The sequence below is a fragment of the bacterium genome (assembly GCA_023150945.1).
Classification (GTDB): Bacteria; Zhuqueibacterota; Zhuqueibacteria; order Zhuqueibacterales; family Zhuqueibacteraceae; genus Coneutiohabitans.
The window spans coordinates 111,204-129,178 of sequence record JAKLJX010000001.1 but is presented as its reverse complement, the minus strand read 5'-3'; the positions used below and the strand labels follow the sequence as shown (position 1 = coordinate 129,178).

Annotated in this window: 21 protein-coding genes; 20 read left to right on the top strand and 1 reads right to left on the bottom strand. The window is 56.8% G+C overall.

Annotated features, from left to right (window positions below; translation table 11 throughout):
- Positions 1-26: 26 nt before the first annotated feature.
- From amrA to L6R21_00445, 17 genes are all read left to right on the top strand, one after another.
- Positions 27-578: an AmmeMemoRadiSam system protein A gene (gene amrA, locus L6R21_00525; protein ID MCK6557658.1), complete on the top strand. Its 552-nt coding sequence runs from the start codon at positions 27-29 to the stop codon at positions 576-578.
- A 57-nt stretch (positions 579-635) separates the two neighbouring features.
- Positions 636-1,937 carry a dNTP triphosphohydrolase gene (gene dgt / locus L6R21_00520; protein ID MCK6557657.1) on the top strand — a complete coding sequence of 434 codons (1,302 nt, stop codon included), beginning with the start codon at positions 636-638 and terminating at the stop codon, positions 1,935-1,937.
- Positions 1,938-1,952: 15 nt separating this feature from the next.
- The gene (locus tag L6R21_00515; GenBank protein ID MCK6557656.1) at positions 1,953-2,807 is read left to right on the top strand and encodes an ATP-binding cassette domain-containing protein; all 855 of its coding nucleotides are present in this window, start codon (positions 1,953-1,955) and stop codon (positions 2,805-2,807) included.
- A 319-nt stretch (positions 2,808-3,126) separates the two neighbouring features.
- Complete coding sequence (locus L6R21_00510) at positions 3,127-4,557, top strand: IgA Peptidase M64 (GenBank protein ID MCK6557655.1); 1,431 nt, start codon at positions 3,127-3,129, stop codon at positions 4,555-4,557.
- Positions 4,558-4,990: 433 nt separating this feature from the next.
- Positions 4,991-5,281 (top strand): nucleotidyltransferase family protein, encoded by a 291-nt coding sequence (locus tag L6R21_00505; protein ID MCK6557654.1) that lies wholly within the window; start codon positions 4,991-4,993, stop codon positions 5,279-5,281.
- Entirely contained in the window at positions 5,278-5,616 is a 339-nt protein-coding gene (locus L6R21_00500) for a DUF86 domain-containing protein (GenBank protein MCK6557653.1), read from the top strand. The genes L6R21_00505 and L6R21_00500 overlap by 4 nt, the downstream gene beginning before the upstream one ends.
- A 397-nt stretch (positions 5,617-6,013) precedes the next feature.
- A complete protein-coding gene (locus L6R21_00495; protein ID MCK6557652.1) occupies positions 6,014-6,466 on the top strand; it encodes an Rrf2 family transcriptional regulator in 453 nt (150 codons plus the stop codon).
- A gap of 44 nt (positions 6,467-6,510) precedes the next feature.
- Positions 6,511-6,843 (top strand): iron-sulfur cluster insertion protein ErpA, encoded by a 333-nt coding sequence (erpA, locus tag L6R21_00490; GenBank protein MCK6557651.1) that lies wholly within the window; start codon positions 6,511-6,513, stop codon positions 6,841-6,843.
- Positions 6,844-6,954: 111 nt separating this feature from the next.
- Positions 6,955-8,400 carry a Fe-S cluster assembly protein SufB gene (gene sufB, locus L6R21_00485; protein MCK6557650.1) on the top strand — a complete coding sequence of 482 codons (1,446 nt, stop codon included), beginning with the start codon at positions 6,955-6,957 and terminating at the stop codon, positions 8,398-8,400.
- A 226-nt stretch (positions 8,401-8,626) separates the two neighbouring features.
- Positions 8,627-9,391 (top strand): Fe-S cluster assembly ATPase SufC, encoded by a 765-nt coding sequence (gene sufC / locus L6R21_00480; protein ID MCK6557649.1) that lies wholly within the window; start codon positions 8,627-8,629, stop codon positions 9,389-9,391.
- A gap of 98 nt (positions 9,392-9,489) precedes the next feature.
- Positions 9,490-10,833, top strand: a complete 1,344-nt coding sequence (sufD, locus tag L6R21_00475) for a Fe-S cluster assembly protein SufD (GenBank protein ID MCK6557648.1) — start codon at positions 9,490-9,492, stop codon at positions 10,831-10,833.
- 7 nt (positions 10,834-10,840) lie between these two features.
- The gene (locus L6R21_00470) at positions 10,841-12,112 is read left to right on the top strand and encodes a cysteine desulfurase (GenBank protein MCK6557647.1); all 1,272 of its coding nucleotides are present in this window, start codon (positions 10,841-10,843) and stop codon (positions 12,110-12,112) included.
- Positions 12,113-12,154: 42 nt separating this feature from the next.
- Positions 12,155-12,607 carry an SUF system NifU family Fe-S cluster assembly protein gene (locus L6R21_00465; GenBank protein ID MCK6557646.1) on the top strand — a complete coding sequence of 151 codons (453 nt, stop codon included), beginning with the start codon at positions 12,155-12,157 and terminating at the stop codon, positions 12,605-12,607.
- A gap of 17 nt (positions 12,608-12,624) precedes the next feature.
- The gene (locus L6R21_00460; protein MCK6557645.1) at positions 12,625-12,948 is read left to right on the top strand and encodes a DUF59 domain-containing protein; all 324 of its coding nucleotides are present in this window, start codon (positions 12,625-12,627) and stop codon (positions 12,946-12,948) included.
- 245 nt (positions 12,949-13,193) lie between these two features.
- A complete protein-coding gene (locus tag L6R21_00455; GenBank protein ID MCK6557644.1) occupies positions 13,194-13,448 on the top strand; it encodes a hypothetical protein in 255 nt (84 codons plus the stop codon).
- On the top strand, positions 13,445-13,729 hold the full coding sequence (locus L6R21_00450) for a nucleotidyltransferase domain-containing protein (protein MCK6557643.1): 285 nt from the start codon (positions 13,445-13,447) through the stop codon (positions 13,727-13,729). The genes L6R21_00455 and L6R21_00450 overlap by 4 nt, the downstream gene beginning before the upstream one ends.
- Positions 13,722-14,165 (top strand): hypothetical protein, encoded by a 444-nt coding sequence (locus tag L6R21_00445; GenBank protein MCK6557642.1) that lies wholly within the window; start codon positions 13,722-13,724, stop codon positions 14,163-14,165. The genes L6R21_00450 and L6R21_00445 overlap by 8 nt, the downstream gene beginning before the upstream one ends.
- Positions 14,166-14,328: 163 nt before the next feature.
- Here the strand turns inward: L6R21_00445 and L6R21_00440 are convergent, their stop codons facing one another.
- Complete coding sequence (locus L6R21_00440; protein MCK6557641.1) at positions 14,329-16,593, bottom strand: T9SS type A sorting domain-containing protein; 2,265 nt, start codon at positions 16,591-16,593, stop codon at positions 14,329-14,331.
- A gap of 422 nt (positions 16,594-17,015) precedes the next feature.
- Here L6R21_00440 and L6R21_00435 point away from each other — a divergent pair, with 422 nt between their 5' ends.
- The 3 genes from L6R21_00435 to L6R21_00425 are packed head-to-tail and all read left to right on the top strand — an operon-like array spanning position 17,016 to position 17,954.
- The gene (locus L6R21_00435; GenBank protein MCK6557640.1) at positions 17,016-17,237 is read left to right on the top strand and encodes a UPF0175 family protein; all 222 of its coding nucleotides are present in this window, start codon (positions 17,016-17,018) and stop codon (positions 17,235-17,237) included.
- Positions 17,234-17,518, top strand: coding sequence for a nucleotidyltransferase domain-containing protein (locus L6R21_00430; GenBank protein ID MCK6557639.1), 285 nt, complete (start codon positions 17,234-17,236; stop codon positions 17,516-17,518). Before L6R21_00435 ends, L6R21_00430 begins: the two co-directional genes overlap by 4 nt.
- On the top strand, positions 17,511-17,954 hold the full coding sequence (locus tag L6R21_00425) for a hypothetical protein (GenBank protein ID MCK6557638.1): 444 nt from the start codon (positions 17,511-17,513) through the stop codon (positions 17,952-17,954). Before L6R21_00430 ends, L6R21_00425 begins: the two co-directional genes overlap by 8 nt.
- Positions 17,955-17,975: the final 21 nt, after the last annotated feature.

Below are 17,975 nucleotides of genomic sequence, written 5' to 3'. Positions count from 1 at the left end.
CTGCCGCAGGCCAGAGAGGTCGAGCCATGCTCTCCGACCGGCAAAAGGCCATTTTGCTGCAACTCGCGCGCGACGCCATCCGGGCCAGCCTCCGCGGTGAGCCTGAGATCACCGCGCCCGGCACAGCGGATGCCGAATTGGCGCAGACGCTCGCCGGGGTGTTCATCAGCTTGCACGTCGGCGAGGAGTTGCGCGGCTGCATCGGCAGCATCGAGCACAGCCGGCCGCTGCTGGAATCGGTGTGCGCGATGGCCGTGGCCGCGTCCTGCAACGATCCGCGCTTCGAGCCGTTGCGCCTGGAAGAACTGCCCCGCACCTGCATCGAGATTTCCGTGATCACACCGCTGCAACCGCTGCGCAGCCTGCAAGATCTGCAAATCGGCATACACGGCGTGATGATCCGTCTTGGCAAACGCCACGGCCTGCTGCTGCCGCAAGTGGCCTCGCAACGCCGTTGGGATGCCGCCATGTTCATGCGCCACGTTTGCCGCAAAGCCGGCCTGCCGGAAGAAGCCTGGCAGGATCCCAAGGCCGAGCTGCTCTATTTCAGCGCCGAAGTCTTCTCGGATCAGCCGTGACCGACACGCCAACCACAAAACCGGCGGCCGCGTGCCTGCCACCCAATCGCTGCTGACATGACTCACCGCATTCGCACCCGGATGGATTGGCTCGCCTGCGAGGAACAATGGCTCGCGCCTTATGCCTGCCGCAATCGCGACGCCCACGCCACCCGCCGCCACCCCGAACCCGAGCACACCTATCGCGTCGCGTTCCAGCGCGACCGCGACCGCCTGGTGCATGCCCGCGCTTTTCGCCGGTTGAAACACAAACGCCAGGTCTTTCTCATCACCGAAGGCGATCACTTTCGCACCCGCATGACGCACACCCTGGAAGTCGCGCAGATCTCGCGCACCCTGGCGCGTGCCCTGGCCTTGAATGAGGATTTGGTCGAGGCCATCGCCCTCGGCCATGATCTCGGCCACACGCCCTTCGGCCATCTCGGCGAAAGAGTGCTGGACGAGATTCTGCAGGGCCGGGATGCGTTGGAGGGCGACGCGGCCCCGCGTGCGGCCGGCGGCTTCAAGCACAATTATCAATCCCTGCGGGTGGTGGATTGGCTCGAACAAAAATACACGTTCCCCGGTCTCAATCTTACCGCCGCGGTGCGCGAAGGCATTCTCAAACACACTCGCTTGAAACGCGGCCAGTATCACTATCCCGATTTCGATCCTGCCGGCCTGGCGTTCGAGCAGGAGGCCGCCAGCACGCTCGAGGGCCAGGTGGTGGCGGTGGCTGACGAGGTGGCGCAGCGCACGCATGATTTCGAAGACGGCTTGCGCGCCGAGCTCGTCGCCCTCGATGAAATCGCGGAGCTCGAGCTGGTGCAGCTCGTGCACCAGCAAGGCGGCCTGGCGCAACTGCGTCACAATCATTATCTCTATTGCAACCGCCTGATTCACGGCCTGGTCGATCTGCTGGTCACTGATTTGATCGAAGAAAGCTTGCGGCGGGTGCAAGCCTTCGAGCAGCGCGAGCGCCGCTGCCATCACTTTACGGAGGAGATCATCGGCTTCAGCGCAACCGTCGATCTCATGCAGCGCGAGCTCAACAAGTTCATTTATCAACACATCATCTTCCGTCCGGAAGTGCGTCATGCCGACGAAGATGCGCGCCAGGTTTTGCGCACGCTGTTTCGCTTGTACCGCGCAGATGCCAGCCTGCTGCCGCCCTCGGCGCAACTGGTGGCCGCGCCGCCGAGCCTTGAACCCGCCGGGCGTCTGCGCCTGATTGCGGATTTCATCGCCGGCATGACCGACAATTTTGCCATTGCCGAATTTCAACGGCTGCGCCGCCTGGGGCTGTCGGTGCCGGAAGTTGATCTGCAGGAACTGAGTCCCGGCCGGCGAATCATGGCGACCGAAAGTCCCAACCGCTGACCAGCAAGGAATCCGATGGAAGTTGTCTTTCACAATGTTTCATTCGCGTACGAGCGCTTTGGAGAAAACGGCGCCGCGCCGTTTTTTGCCCTCCGTCATTTGCATTTCAAGATTGGCGCAGCCGAGTCGCTGGCAATCGTGGGCAGATCCGGCTCGGGCAAGACCACGCTCATGCAAATGTTCAACGGTTTGCTCAAGCCCACTGCCGGCCAGATTCTGGTGGAGGGCGCCGACATTCATGGCCGCGGCTATGATCTGGCGGCACTGCGCGTGCGCATCGGCTTGGCATTCCAATTTCCCGAGGCGCAGCTTTTCGGCATGACGGTCGCGGAAGACATCGGCTTTGGGCCGCGGCAACAAAAGCTGGCTGCGTCTCAAGTGCTGGCAGCCACACAGTCCGGCCTGGCGCAGGTCGGCTTGCCGCCGGAATTCCTGCCGCGCCATCCCATGACTTTGAGCGAAGGCGAAAAACGCCGCGTCGCGCTCGCCGGCATTCTGGCGATGAATCCCGAGATGCTCATTCTCGATGAACCCACGGCCAGCCTGGATGCCGCGGGCGTGCGGGAAGTGATGCGCCTTTTGCGGCAATGGCACCGCCGCGGCAAAACCGTGGTGATTGTGAGCCACGACATGGATCTGGTGGCGGCGCTGGCGGAGCGCGTGCTGGTGTTGCATGCCGGCGAGATTATTTTCGATGGCCGGCCGGCCGAGCTGTGGCAAGGCCATACCGCCGCGCCGCCGCGTGACTCGAATGCGGCGGCAGGGCTGTTGGCACGCGCAGGCTTGCCGCTGCCGCGCGCCGAGCGCGTCCGCCGATTGCTGCATCTGAAGGGACTGGAGCTGCCACCGGAAATCCTGGCCGGCGAATAGCTCTACCTGAACACATTCAAACCCATTGCCCACGAAATACACGAAAAGACGCGAAAAACCTTTTTGGTGTCTTTCGCGTGTTTGGCGGGCCCAAGGGTAATCTGTCCAAGCAGGAATAGCGTGGCCGTTGGTGCTGGGTGGCCATCGCGGACGCGAGCGAGCTGCGGATAATGCCATCCTCAAAAAGGCTCATCTGAAGACGCAGGCACAACGCCGCGAGCCTCACTCAATTGCCCCGAATGAAAGACAAATGAACCGATTCGCTGAGTCGGTTTCTAACAGCCCCAGATTCGACCAAGAGAAAACCGAAAGGAACCCCATGAACCGCTTCACCGCGATTGGCATTTTGCTCCTGCTCACCTCCACCACCGGCGCGCAGACGTTTGACCGCCTGTTTCACAACCGCACTTTGCGGGTGGATTTCTATCACACCGGCACCAAAGGCCAGGAATCCATTGCCCTGGATCAATGCTATGAAGAAGGCGAATGGGCGGGCAGCCGGCACAACTTGATCGACAATCTCAACCGCGGCGAGTATCAAGCGCGCGTGTATGATGTCGCCACCGCAACGCTGATCTTCTCCTATGGCTATTCCACCATTTTCAATGAATGGCAAACCACGGGCGCAGCCGCGCAGGGCCAGTGGCGCACCTTTCACGAAAGCGTGCTGCTGCCGCTGCCGAAAGGCAAGATTCAGTTCACCATTTCCCGCCGCGACAAGCAGATGAACTTTCGCGAGATTTTTTCGAGCGTGATCGATCCCAATGCGCCCACGCAGATCAACCGCAGCCGGCGCACGCCGCAATTCAAAGCCACGCCGCTGCTGCAAAACGGGCCAGCGAGCACCAAGGTCGATCTCGTCATCCTCGGCGACGGCTACAGCGCCGCCGACTTGGAGAAATTCCGCAAAGATGCCCGGCATTTCAACGATCTCATGTTTGCCACCTCGCCTTTCAAAGAGCGCCGGCAGGATTTCAACGTGTGGATGATCGAGGTAATCTCGGAGGAATCTGGCATCTCCAAGCCCGATGCGAATGTTTGGAAAAGCGGCGCGCTCGGCACCGCCTACAACACCTTTGGCTCGGCGCGTTACGTGCTCACCGAAGCGAACAAAACCCTGCGCGACCTCGCCGGCCAGGTGCCTTATGATTTCGTCAACATCTTGGTGAATGACAATCGTTACGGCGGCGGCGGCATCTATCGTCTATACACCACCACCTTCGCGACTTCCGATCAGCCCGGCCAGGAATGGCAGCGCGATTACGTCTATGTGCATGAGTTCGGCCATTCCTTCGCGGGCTTGGGCGACGAGTACTACAGCTCGCAGGTTTCGTACGAGGAGTTCTATTCGAAGGAAATCGAGCCGTGGGAGCCGAATGTGACGGCGCTGCTGGACCACGCCAGCCTGAAATGGAAGGCGTTTGTGCTGCCCGGCACGCCGTTGCCCACGCCGTGGGAAAAATCGGAGTATGACAGCCTGGCCGGCGTGCGCGCCAAGCTCGATCGTCTCGCGCCGGACTATTATGCCAAGCGCGAACCGCTGATCAAGCGCCAGGAGGAGATTTTGAAAAACGCGAAGTATGCCGGCAAAGTCGGTGCGTTCGAGGGCGCAGGCTACCAAGCGCGCGGTCTCTATCGCCCGAGCCCGGATTGCCGCATGTTCTCGTTGAGCCTGGTGGATTTTGATCCGGTCTGCCGTGCTGCCATCGAGCAGGTGATTGACTTCTACGCCAAGCCCGCGGCGCAATAGCGGCTCTTTGCAGCCAGGGCGCCGGAAGAAGCCGGCGCCCTGGAAAGCAGCGCAAACGGTGAGATTATGAACCCATCATCATTGAGCTGAGCATTCAAGCGAGGCTACCCTGCAACAGACGCCTGGCGCGTTGATGTAACCTTTGACATTTGACGTTCGGCGTTATATATTTCCGCACGATTCGGCGATTCAAAGACAGGGAAACGGAGAAGGTCTTTCCCGCAAGCTACCTCTAAATATTCGGGCAGTCGCGTTTCGCAAGCTATGACTTGGGTGTACAGACAGCCTGGCGCGGATCCGGCGAATCGAGCATGAAATTCATTTCGATGATACCTCCGAAGTTTTGTCTTCGATCAAAGTGAGTGCAAACTCGCTAGACTGTACTTGCCGCTGTCAGCGGATCAACAGGACAATGACGTGCGAGAAAGATCTCATGAATCCACAAGATATTCTGACCAAATTGAGAGAATTGAAACCCACCATCACTGCACGCTTTAAAGTGAAGGAAATCGGACTGTTTGGCTCTTTTGCTCGAGGAGAACAGGGAGCAAGCAGTGATATAGATCTCTTGACAGAGTTTGAAGACAGCGCGGACTTGTTCGACTTGATGGGATTGTCATTGTTTTTGGAAGAGGTTTTCCAGCGGCGTGTAGACGTCGTTCCCAAACGAGCCCTGCGCGCAGAACTGCGAGAATACGTCTTGCATCAGGTTGTGACCATATGAGAGACTATACGCTGTACTTGAAGGATATTCTGGCAGCGATAGAGAGCATCGAAGGCTTCATCGCAGGAATGGATCTGGATTCATTCCAAACTGATGACAAGACTACCAGTGCTGTCATGCGAAAACTCGAAATCATGGGGGAAGCAGTGAAACAGATTCCTGATGAGATACGCCAAACGTATCCTCAAATTCCATGGAGAGAAATGGCAGGCACGAGGGACAAGCTCATCCACTTTTACTTCGGCGTGGATTATCATCTCGTTTGGAGAGCGATTACGGAACGACTGCCACAGGTCAAACAAGAGATTCAGAGAGCCTTACAGAATGCGGGCTGAGCGGGCCGGACAGGGTTTCTCTCCCGCCTCCCGCACCACCGGACAGGCAGGTCGCGCATCCGGAGATGCACCCAGGATCCACTCGCTGCCAGACCGTTAGCTGCAAGCTTTCAGAAGCCGGAAGACAGAAGACGCCTGCGCACCTCGCGCAAGCGGCCCAGCCCTCCGCCCGCCTGCCTAGCATGTCGCCCCGCCTTTCTCTTCTCCGGCCGGCGTTTGGCAATGTCGCTGTAATAGGGGTGGCGCAGAAATCATTCTTGCTGCAGCAGGGCCGCCTGCGCTACGTTTGCACCCATGACTGAGGCGATACCCTGCCCTCAAAATTTCTCCTTGACTTGCGGGGGCTTTTTTTGTATCATATCCCCGACCAAAAAAGTCGGATTTAAACAAAAGGCCCATGCTGAAGCTATCACGCAAAGCCGAGTATGCCATCATCGCATTGAAGCACATGCTCAATCGTGAAGCTGAGCATTTGTGCACGGCCAAGGAGATTGCGGAGCGTTACCGCATCTCCGACGAGTTGATGGCCAAGATCCTGCAAAAGATGACCAAGTCCGGCATTCTGACGAGCACGCAGGGCGTACGCGGCGGTTACGTGCTGAGCCGGCCGGCGCACAAGATCACGGTCGCGGACATCGTGGAATGCATCGATGGGCCGCTGGGCATCGTGGAATGCGCCACTGACGGCGGAGATTGCCGCTGCGTGCAATACAGCGAGGGCGTCTGCAACATCAGCGACCCTTTCATGAAGATTCAAATCGAGTTCAAAAACTTTCTCAACGGCATTTCGCTGGCTGACTTGAACCAGCCCGCCAGCCCGGCCGGCAGAGTGTATCAAATCCGTGTTTGAAATCGGAAGAACGTTCTTCCCAACCGTACCCAAGGAGGTTTGCCGTGGTTACCCTCACCCCCCGAGCAGCGTCGGAAGTCAAGAAGATCATCGCACAAGAAACGCAGGAGCACGGCGCGGAGCTGTCTTTGCGCGTGGGCGTGCAAGGCGGCGGCTGTTCCGGTTTGTCTTATTTTCTCACGCTGGACAACGAGGCGCGTGAAGACGACGAGGTGATCGAGTCCAACGGGGTGCGCATTCTGCTGGATTCGAAGAGCGCACTGTATCTGGAAGGCACCACCGTGGACTACACCGACGGCCTGCAAGGGTCCGGCTTCACCTTTGCCAATCCCAACGCACAACGCACCTGCGGCTGCGGCCATTCGTTCCAGGCCTGAGGCCGAGGCGCGTGCGCCTGTTGAACTCCCTGCTGAACGCGCAGGCAACCCGGAGTCGTTCCGCCGCCTGCGCGTCGCCGGCACTGTGTCACCAATCCGAGAAATCATCTCATGAGCACCGAGATTTCCACTATTGAAAAGCTGACGAAGAGCGAATACAAATACGGATTCTACACGGATATCGAAACCGACCTCGCTCCCAAAGGCTTGCATGAAGACACCATCCGCCTGATCTCCCACAAGAAAAACGAGCCGGAGTTCATGCTGGCATGGCGGCTGAAAGCGTTTCGCCAGTGGCAGAAGATGAAAGAGCCGCGCTGGCCCAACGTGCATTATCCGCCGATCAATTATCAAGACATCATCTATTATGCCGCGCCCAAAGCGCGCAAGCAGCTCAGCAGCATGGATGAAGTCGATCCCAAGCTGCGCGAGACCTTCGAAAAGCTCGGCATTTCGCTGGAGGAGCAGAAGCTGCTCGCCGGCGTGGCGGTGGATGCGGTGATGGACAGCGTGTCGGTCGCCACCACCTTCAAGAAGGAGCTGGCGAAGCTCGGCATCATCTTTTGCTCGTTCTCAGAGGCGGTGCAGCATCACCCCGAGCTGGTGCAAAAATACCTCGGCTCGGTGGTGCCCTACACCGACAACTTCTTCGCGGCCTTGAATTCCGCGGTGTTCAGCGACGGCTCCTTCTGCTTCGTGCCCAAGGGCGTGCGTTGTCCGATGGAGCTGTCGACGTATTTTCGCATCAACACCGCCAACACCGGCCAGTTCGAGCGCACGCTGATCATCGCCGAAGAGGGTGCATACGTCAGCTATCTCGAGGGCTGTACCGCCCCGATGCGCGATGAGAATCAACTGCACGCCGCTGTGGTGGAACTGGTGGCGCACAAGAATGCGACGGTCAAATATTCCACCGTGCAGAACTGGTATCCCGGCGATGCCGAGGGCAAGGGCGGCATTTACAACTTCGTCACCAAGCGCGGCATCTGCCTGGAAGAGAACGCCAAGATCTCCTGGACGCAGGTGGAAACCGGCTCGGCGATCACCTGGAAATATCCCAGCGTGATTTTGAAGGGCGACAATTCGGTGGGCGAATTCTATTCCGTGGCGGTGACCAACAACCGCCAGCAGGCGGACACCGGCACGAAGATGATTCATCTCGGCAAGAACACGCGCAGCACGATCGTGTCCAAGGGCATCTCCGCCGGCCGCAGCAACAACTCCTATCGCGGCCTGGTGCGGGTCGGCCCGAAAGCGGAAAACGCGCGCAACTTCTCGCAGTGCGATTCGCTGCTCATCGGCGACCAGTGCGGGGCGCACACTTTCCCCTATCTCGAAGTCGCCAACAAGACCGCGAAAATCGAGCATGAAGCCACCACCTCCAAGATCGGCGAAGACCAGTTGTTCTACTGCCACCAGCGCGGCATCTCGATGGAAAACGCGGTGGCGCTGATCGTCAACGGCTATTGCAAGGAAGTGTTCAAGGAGTTGCCGATGGAGTTTGCTGTGGAAGCGCAGAAGCTGCTGGCCATCAGCCTGGAAGGCAGCGTGGGATAATTGATGTCCCTCCGAGGATGTACCACGCTCGGCTGAGCCGAGGTGGCCAAGTCATCGAGCACAGTGGCATCTCCGAGGTTTTCAATGCAACGGCTGGGCCGCTACAGAAGCAATTTGGTTAAGAGGCCGGCGGGCGCGGCAAGGCACCATCACGCAAAGCCCGCCCTCCGCCGCCTGGCGAATGAAGGCATACCATCACAAGACTAGCAAGCAGGGACGTGAAAGCATGTTGAGCATCAAAGGGTTGGAAGTTTCCGTCAATGGCAGCAAGATTTTGCGCGGCCTGGATCTCGAAGTGAAGGCCGGCGAAGTGCATGCGATCATGGGGCCGAACGGCTCCGGCAAGAGTACGCTCGCGAATGTGCTGGCCGGGCGCGAAGGCTATGACCTCGACGCCGGCGCAGTGATTTACAAAGGCAGGGACCTGCTCGCCCTGGCGCCGGAAGAGCGCGCGCGCGAGGGCGTGTTCCTGGCGTTTCAGTATCCCGTGGAGATTCCCGGGGTGAGCATGGCGAATTTTCTGAAAACCGCGCTCAACGACATCCGGGAATACCGCGGCCTGCCGCCGGTCGATGCGATGGAATTTCTCAGCACGATGAAGGCGAAGATGCGGCTGGTGCACATCGATGAAAAACTGCTCAGCCGCGCTGTCAATGAAGGCTTTTCCGGCGGCGAAAAGAAGCGCAACGAAATCTTCCAAATGGCGATGCTGGAGCCCTCTCTCGCCATTCTCGATGAAACCGACTCGGGCCTGGATATCGACGCGCTGCGCGTGGTTGCCAACGGCGTCAACAAGCTGCGCAGCAAGGACAATGCGATCGTGGTGGTGACGCACTATCAACGCCTGCTGAACTACATCGTCCCTGATTTCGTGCACGTGCTGGTGCAGGGCCGCATCGCGGAATCCGGCAACAAGGAGCTGGCGCTCAAGCTCGAAGAGCACGGCTACGACTGGGTGCGCGACGAAATGATGGAAAACGAGGCCGCCTGAGGCCGATACCACCACCGGACTCCGCCGGCGGTGAAGTCACAGCGGCGGCAGGCACCGCACCCTCTGCGCTGCGGGAAACTCTTGACAGGTTGATAAACATGGAATCCAAAACGCTGCAATATACCGATGCCAAGGCGTGGTATCTCTCCTATTTCGATTTTTTCGAAAGCAAGTTGAACGGCGGCGCCGCGCTGCCCTTTCATCAAACCCGGCGCGAGGCCCTGGCGCATTTCGCCGAATTGGGCTTTCCCACCACGCGCCACGAGGAATGGAAGTACACGAATCTCGCGCCTTTGCTCGAACACACCTTCAATCTCGTCACCGAGCCTGCCAGCCTGACGCCGGCGCAGGTGGCGGCCTGCGAAATTCCGGAAGGCACGCACAACCTGCTGGTGTTCGTGAACGGTCGCTTCCTGCCGGAGCGCTCGCGCTTGGTGTCGAAGGCAAAGGGATTGGTGGTCGAGAATCTCGCGCACGCACTGCGGCGCGACCCCGGCCTGGCCGGCGAGCATCTCGCCCAATACGCCAACTATGAACAAGAGCCTTTCATCGCCCTGAACACCGCCTTTGCCCACGACGGTGCGTTTGTGAAAGTGCCGCGCCGCCTGGCGCTGGCCGAGCCGATTCACCTGCTTTATCTCTCCGCCGGCGAGGGCAACAACTCGTTTGTAGCGCATCCGCGCAACCTGATTTTGGCCGGCGAGGACAGCCAGGTCGAGATCGTCGAGAGCTACGGCAGCCTCGGCAACGGCGTCTACTTCAACAACATCGTCACTGAAATCGTGGTCGGCAGCAAAGCGATCGTCGAACACGTGCGCCTGCAGAATGAAGGCCGCCAGGCCTTCCATCTCGCGACGCGCGAAGTGCAGTTGGCGCGCGACAGCGTCTACACCTCGGTCAGCATCGATCTCGGCGGCCGGCTGGTGCGCAACAATTTCAACCTGCGGCTGCGGGAGCAACATTGCGAGGGCAACCTCTACGGTTTCTATCACGGTGCGGGCGAGCAATTGATCGACAACCACACGCTCATCGACCACCTGATGCCGAACTGTCCGAGCAACGAGCATTACAAGGGCATTCTGGCGGACAAGGCCCATGGCGTGTTCAACGGCAAAGTGATGGTGCACAAGGATGCGCAGAAGACCAACGCTTACCAGCAAAACCAGTGTCTGCTGCTCTCCAATGAGGCTGTGATCGACACCAAACCGCAGTTGGAGATTTTCGCAGACGACGTGAAGTGCAGCCACGGCGCCAGCGTCGGCCAGCTCGATGAAGACGCCGTCTTCTATCTGCGCAGCCGCGGCATCGGCGCCGAAGAGGCGCAATCGCTGTTGCGCTTTGCCTACGCCAGTGAAATCATCAATCGCATCAAATCCGACCCGGTGCGGGCGCATGCCGAGAATTTGGTGAATGCCTGCCTGCGCACCGACCAAAGCATGTGAGCATGGCATGGCCGCTTTCGTTCCGGGAGCCAATCTAAGCCCGCAGTCAACCGCCGCCCGCCTCGAGGTGGAACGGATTCGCCGCGATTTTCCGATTCTGCAGAGCAAAGTGCGCGGCAAGCCGCTGGTCTATCTCGACAACGCCGCCACTTCGCAAAAACCGCAAGCGGTGATCGACGCGCTGGTACATTACTACCAGGCGCAAAATGCCAACGTCCATCGCGGCGTGCACTATCTCAGCGAGGCCGCCACGCAAGCCTACGAGGGCGCGCGCGAAACAACGCGCCGATTTCTGGGTGCGGCTTCGACCCGCGAGATCATCTTTGTGCGCGGCACGACCGAAGGTATCAATCTCGTCGCGCACAGCTATGGCCGGCGGCACCTGCGGCCGGGCGATGAGATCATCATTACCGCGATGGAGCATCACTCCAACATCGTACCGTGGCAGTTGCTGTGCGAGGAAACCGGGGCAAAGCTGCGCGTGATCCCCATCAACTCCGCCGGCGAGTGGATTTGGGAGGAGGCGGTCAAGCTGTTCAATCCCAAAACCAAATTCGTCGCGTGCGTGCACGTCTCCAACTCGCTGGGCACCATCAACCCGATCGCACGCTTGATCCAACTGGCACATGAGTGGAAGGCGCCGGTGCTCGTGGATGGCGCGCAGGCGGTGCCGCATCAAGCGGTGGACGTCGCCGCTCTCGATTGCGATTTCTACACCTTCTCCGGCCACAAGGTTTTCGGGCCAACCGGCATCGGCGTGCTGTACGGCAAGGAAGCCATGCTGGAAAAAATGGCGCCCTACCAGGGCGGCGGCGACATGATCAAGTCCGTCACCTTTGCCAAGACGACTTACAATGATTTGCCCTATCGCTTCGAAGCCGGCACGCCGGATATCGCCGGCGCGGTGGGGCTGGCCAAGGCCCTGGAGTATCTCACCAGCCTGGGCTATGACAAAATCGCCGCGCATGAGCACGAGCTGCTGGAATATGCCACCGCAGCCCTGGCCACCATCAAGCCGCTGCGCGTGATCGGCACGGCACGGGCAAAGGCGAGCGTGGTGTCGTTCGTGCTCGACGGTGTTCATCCCCACGATGTCGGCACCATCCTCGACCGCGACGGCATTGCCGTTCGCACCGGCCATCACTGCACCCAGCCGGTGATGGAGTTTTTCAACATTCCGGCGACTTCGCGTGCCTCTTTCGCCTTCTACAACACCAAGGCCGAGATCGACGTATTGGTGGAGGGCCTGCACAAAGTGATCAAGCTCATGACCGCCTGAGCGGCGGCTCAGCCCGCCGCCGCGACCCGACGAGGAACAGCCATGGACGAGCTTCGCGAACTTTATCAACAAGTCATTCTCGACCACAACAAAAGCCCGCGCAACTTCGGCGAGCTGGCGCAGGCCAATCACGCCGCGGAGGGTTACAATCCCCTATGCGGCGACCGCATCCATCTGTTTCTCATCGTCGCAAACGGTGTCATTCAGGACATCCGCTTCACCGGCCAGGGCTGCGCGATTTCCAAGGCCTCGGCCTCGATCATGACTTCGCTGGTGAAGGGGAAATCCACGGCGGAGGCGCAGGAACTGTTCAGCAAGTTTCTGCAGCTCATCACCAGTGATCCGACTCGCGCCGTCGATCTGTCCGGCTTTGACCGGCTGGCCGTGTTTGCGGGCGTGCGGGAGTTTCCGCTGCGCGTCAAGTGCGCCAGCCTGGCTTGGCACACTCTGATGTCCGCGCTCGCCGACAGCGGCGCGGTGGTCACCACGGAATAACGGCGGAAAGCCTCACCATGAACAACGGCAACGACAAAGCCCGGCTACGGGAAGAGATCATCAAGGTTCTCGAAACCTGCTACGATCCCGAAATTCCGGTGAATATTTATCAACTGGGTTTGATCTACAGCATCGATATCAATGATGCGCACGAGGTCGATATTCAAATGACGCTGACGTCGCCGATGTGCCCGGTGGCTGGTTCTCTTCCTCCCGATGTAGAAAACAAAGTGAAGACGGTCGAAGGCGTGAAAGACGCGCGGGTGCAAGTCGTGTGGGAGCCACAGTGGCATCCCGGCATGATGAGCGAAGTCGCGAAGTTCGAGCTGGGCTTTCTGTGAGCCTGGCGCACGCTGCGAATCTCTCCTCACTTTCCTGCCCCAGTTTCCCCTCCAAGATTTGACCGGCGGTTCCATTTGCGAATCCAAAGCAAAAGACGCCAGTTGAAGAAGCGAAGCGGCGGAAGTTTTCTGTGAAATTTTCTCATTGCCATACGAAGCCGTTGTCACTATATTTTGTCCATGATACAGCCGAGAATCGTTTTAGACACTTGCGTGATCGAAGCGTCTTTTGCAAGAGGTGCTCCATGTCTGAACTTCAAGATAGCCTGCCCGAAGCAAATCACCGGAAAGCTCAAGAGATTGCGCAGAAAGAAAGACTTTCATTGCAGCAACTCTTGGTGAATTCTGTTTCCAATGAAATCATCCGCTATGAAACCATGAATTTTTTTGCGGCGCGTGCGAAGGATTTCAATGAAGCGGACTTTCTTGCCGCTTTGCAAGAAAGTCCCGAGGTGGAACCGGAAGAAAAAGATAAGTTGGAACACGAAACAAAGCGATGAATAAAACCACTTTGCTCAATGACGCCGACAGGAACTTCATCATTGCCTGCGCCCGCAAGTATGACGTAGCAATGATCTATCTGTTCGGCTCTTCATTGCATGACCCAGCCCAGGCGCGCGACATTGATTTGGGCGTCAAGGGTATCAACCCGGCATTGTTCTTCAAGTTTTATGGTGAGTTGATGCGTCACCTCTCCAAGCCGGTGGACGTGGTCGATTTGTCGCAGAAAACTTTGTTCAATGAGTTGGTGGAGGAAAGAGGCGTCAAAATTTATGGATGATCTTTTGCGGGAAATTGCGGCGGAAAAGGAGCGTGTCGACGCTACTTTGAGCGCATTGGAAAAAACGCTCCGTCGCAAAAGAAGAACGATTGTAGAATTGGCCGCGATTGCAACGTGCTTACACAATTCCTATAGCGGCATGGAAAATCTTCTGAAGCGCGTTTTAAAATCCCTTCAAATTCCTTTGCCGGATTCCTCAACCTCCCATAAGGATTTGTTGGGTTTGGCAGTTGAACACAGACTCATAAGTCAGGAACTTTCCGATGCGCTCGACGAGTATCGCGCCTTCCGGCATTTCTTCGTTCATGGCTATGGCATCGCTTTGCAAGAGGCGCCCTTGAAGCCATTGGCGCAAAACCTGCCCGAGCTTTGGCAGCGCTTCATTGCGGAACTTGAAAGCGTTCTCGCCACACGAAGAGGTCAATTGCCTTCTTGATGCTCTTGCCTCACGCTCTACCCAGCAATTCGTTTCTCAACCCAATCTTCCTGCACCAATCCACTTATCGCGGACCGGAGCGGATCAGAACAACCTCTCCTGATCCGCTCATGAAGATTGCGGCGACAAATTCAATCTGCCTATTGCCCCTGGCTCCCTGCCCTCACTGCATCAAAATCATCTTCCGCGTTTCTACCTTCTCGCCCGCCTGCAAGCGATAAAAATAGACGCCGCTCGGTGCGCCTTCTGCATGCCATTGCACGCGATGCTCGCCCGCGCCCTGTTTGCCTTCAATCAGTGTTGCAATTTCTTGCCCGGCAAGATTAAAAATTCTCAGCGACACTTGTTCGGTTTGCGCTAATGAATAGCGGATCGTCGTCGAAGGATTGAAGGGGTTGGGATAGTTTTGATAAAGCTGATGAGCGCGTGCCATCACAGAGCTTTCGCGATCATCAACCTTCACGGTCGCAGAATCCGTTCGCATCGCCAACGCAGACATGCCGGTGACGCCAACGGGTCCAAGAACCGTTCCTGTCGCATTGCTCGTATCAATGCGAATGAAATTGTTCGTGCTTGTGACGGCGTACAACGTGCCGTCCGGACCGAAGGCGAGCGCTGGATTATTTCCACCCAGACCGGTTGAACCGACCAATGTAGCAGCGCCGGTGTTGGGATCGATCGTATAGATGCGATCTTGCGCAACATGCGATGCGTACAACTTTCCGGTCTTGGGGTTCAGTGACAGCCCGGAATACAACAGACCTGCTGTAGTCGAACCGATCTGATTTGCCGCGCCGGTTGATGGCGTGATCTCATAAAATCTTCCGGTTGCGCTGATGCCAAAGAGGGCGCCGTCGGCTCGAAATGTGATGCCGCGAATTTGCCCGACAGGAATGGTTGCCAGCAATAAAGCTTCGCCGTATTCGCTACTCAGACGATATAAACTAGTTGTCGACGAAGCCGGAACTGTGGCATAAAGCTCCTTTGTTTGTGGGTGAATTGCCAGTCCACGAATTGCGCCGACACCCGTTGTGGCGATTGGTGTCGCCGCGCCGTTTGCGCGATTCATGGTGAACAACTGGCTTGTCGCGCTGCTATTCGCGGCATAAACATTTTCAATTTCTGCCTGGCCGAGCAGCAACCCTCGTCCCTGCAGAGCAAGTCGCGTAATTGGATTAGCGGCATCATTGCTCGTAATCGTCAGGATGTCGCTCAACACACCATGAGCGGTGGGTGAGAATGTGATTTTGAAGCTGAGCGTATCGTATTTTCCTGCAAGTGAAACGGGCAATGCTGTAATGGCGCTGAATTCAGAACTGTTCGTCGCCCACGCTGAAATCGCGAGCGAGGCAACATCATAATTGAACAATACCAACTCGGTCGTATCCGTTTCTCCGACCGCGACCACACCAAGCTCGGCAGCCAATGGCGCGTTGAGTTTGTGGCCAATGAACGCCTGCCAATGCCTCACCAACGAAACGGCGGCGTGCATGTCTGCAAAACCGAAGTCATGCACCGCATTCGGTGCGAGAACGGGATTGTTGAAGCTGTTGCGAATGCCTTTTTCCAAGAAGATGCTGATCATTTGCTTGTTGCGGCTGTGGTTGCCCACGTTATCGGCAGGTGTCATGGATACATGAAACCTCATCTCTCTAAAATCTTCGAGCTGACTGGCGTCGGCTGCGCGCAGAATATTCGAAGCGGAATGCAATAGCATATATGGCACATTGCGCGGGTTGTCAAAAACCGGATCGAAATACGGCTCCGTGAGAAACCAGATGGGATCATCAGGCCCAGCCCCAGGCCGGCGCGTATCGTCGAGATTATACCACATGATGGTGCCATCATACGAACCGACGGAGATAAACAAATCCGGATGCCGAAGGCTCAACATTGTGGAATTGTATCCTCCCAGCGAAAAGCCGTCGATGGCGCGATGCTCGCGATCGGCAATCGTCCGCCACGTGGCGTCGATATGAGGAATCAAATCTTGCACAAAATAATCTTCGAAGCGCCCAGTGCCGATGCCCTCGGCAGCACGCAAAGTAGGCTTGAGCATATTTACACCGCAAGAATGAACCGTGTTGTCGTAGTCTTCGCTCGCGGTGCTGGGACATACAATAATCACTTTTCCTATTTGCCCAGCCGCGATTAGGTCATCAGCTACATGCCGTAAATTTCTTCCCCCAATTCGCCCAGGCGCTGCCGGATCGAACAATTCAAACTCATGCCCTCTCAAAAAATAGGCAACCGGATAGCGCTCCGTGTCCGTGTCATAACCCTCAGGCAGATACACGTAGTAATTCTTGCTCAACCCGAGCGCATTGGAAAAGAAACTATGTCTTTCGACGCGGCTCGGTTGCGCGAACAGCGTGTGGCTGAACAGAATCGGCAACAAGAAAACTTTAAAAGCGGTAGCAGGCTTCATGGCTCCTCCTTAATGAAACGATGAATTGAAAACGTACGCAGCAGGTTTAAGAGAGTAGAGCACTCACGTGGTGATTTTCGTTTTTCAACAATGGTGCCATCGTCACGGACGGATTATGCCTGCAGCAGCGCACTGATTTTATTGAACTCGTCGCGGCGAGGCGCAATCTCTTTCGGATAGAAACAGAAAAGACGTTTCCAAATAGTTAGAAGCGTAAAGACGTGCTTTGTTTTATAGAGCTTTAGGCTTTAAAATATCTGGAAGGGTACGGACGGGTTCTTCTAAAAATTTGGAAGCAGAAAAGGTGAGATTGGAATCGTGGATGACAGAAGCGTGGCTTAAGGATTTTCCCCCAAATTTTCTCGTTGCCATCCTAAGGGGTTCTCGCTATATTCAAACAACGATAAACACGGAGATCCGAAATGCGAAGCGAGCTGCAATTGCAATTGCCCGACGAAGTACAAGCGCAAGAAGCACAATTTTGGTTAGCGGTAAAGCTTTATGAATTGGGCCGCCTCTCCTTAGAGCAAGCCGCGCACTTGGCCGGCTATTCAATACCAACGTTCATGAAATTGCTCGGTAAGCAGGGTGTGGCCGTGTTCGATTATCCCGCCCAAGATTTAGAACGCGAGATGAGGCTATGAGCGAAAATATCGTACTCAATGAATCTGATAGAAATGCTATCTTGGCTTGCGCACGAAAATATGACGTGTCCACGATCTATCTTTTCGGCTCTTCCTTGCACGATCCAGCCAAAGCGCGGGACATTGATTTGGGCGTTAAAGGTATCAACCCCGCAGTGTTTTTCAAATTTTATGGGGAACTGATGCGCCATCTTTCTAAGCCGGTTGATTTGGTCGATCTTTCGCAGAAAACTTTGTTTAATGATCTTGTGGAGGAAACGGGAGTCAAGATTTATGGATAACCTTGTGCGGGAGATTGCGGCGGAAAAGGAACGCATCGAGGCTACTTTGAGCGCTTTGGAAAAGACGTTACGTCGCAAAAGAAGAACGTTTGTAGAATTGGCTGCAATTGCGACTTGTCTACACAATTCCTATAGCGGCATGGAAAATCTTCTGAAGCGCGTTTTAAAATCTCTTCAAATTCCTTTGCCGGAATCCTCTACTTCTCACAAGGATTTATTAGCCTTGGCAGTCGAGCACGAACTCATGAGTCAGGATCTCTCCGATGCGCTTGACGAGTATCGCGCTTTTCGCCACTTCTTCGTTCATGGCTATGGCATCGCTTTGCAAGAGGCGCCCTTGAAGCCATTGGCGCAAAACCTGCCGGAACTTTGGCAGCGCTTTGTTGTGGAACTTGAAAACTCTCTCGCGGCGCGAAGAGATCAACCACCTTCTTGATGAGCCCACCTCATGTCCTAC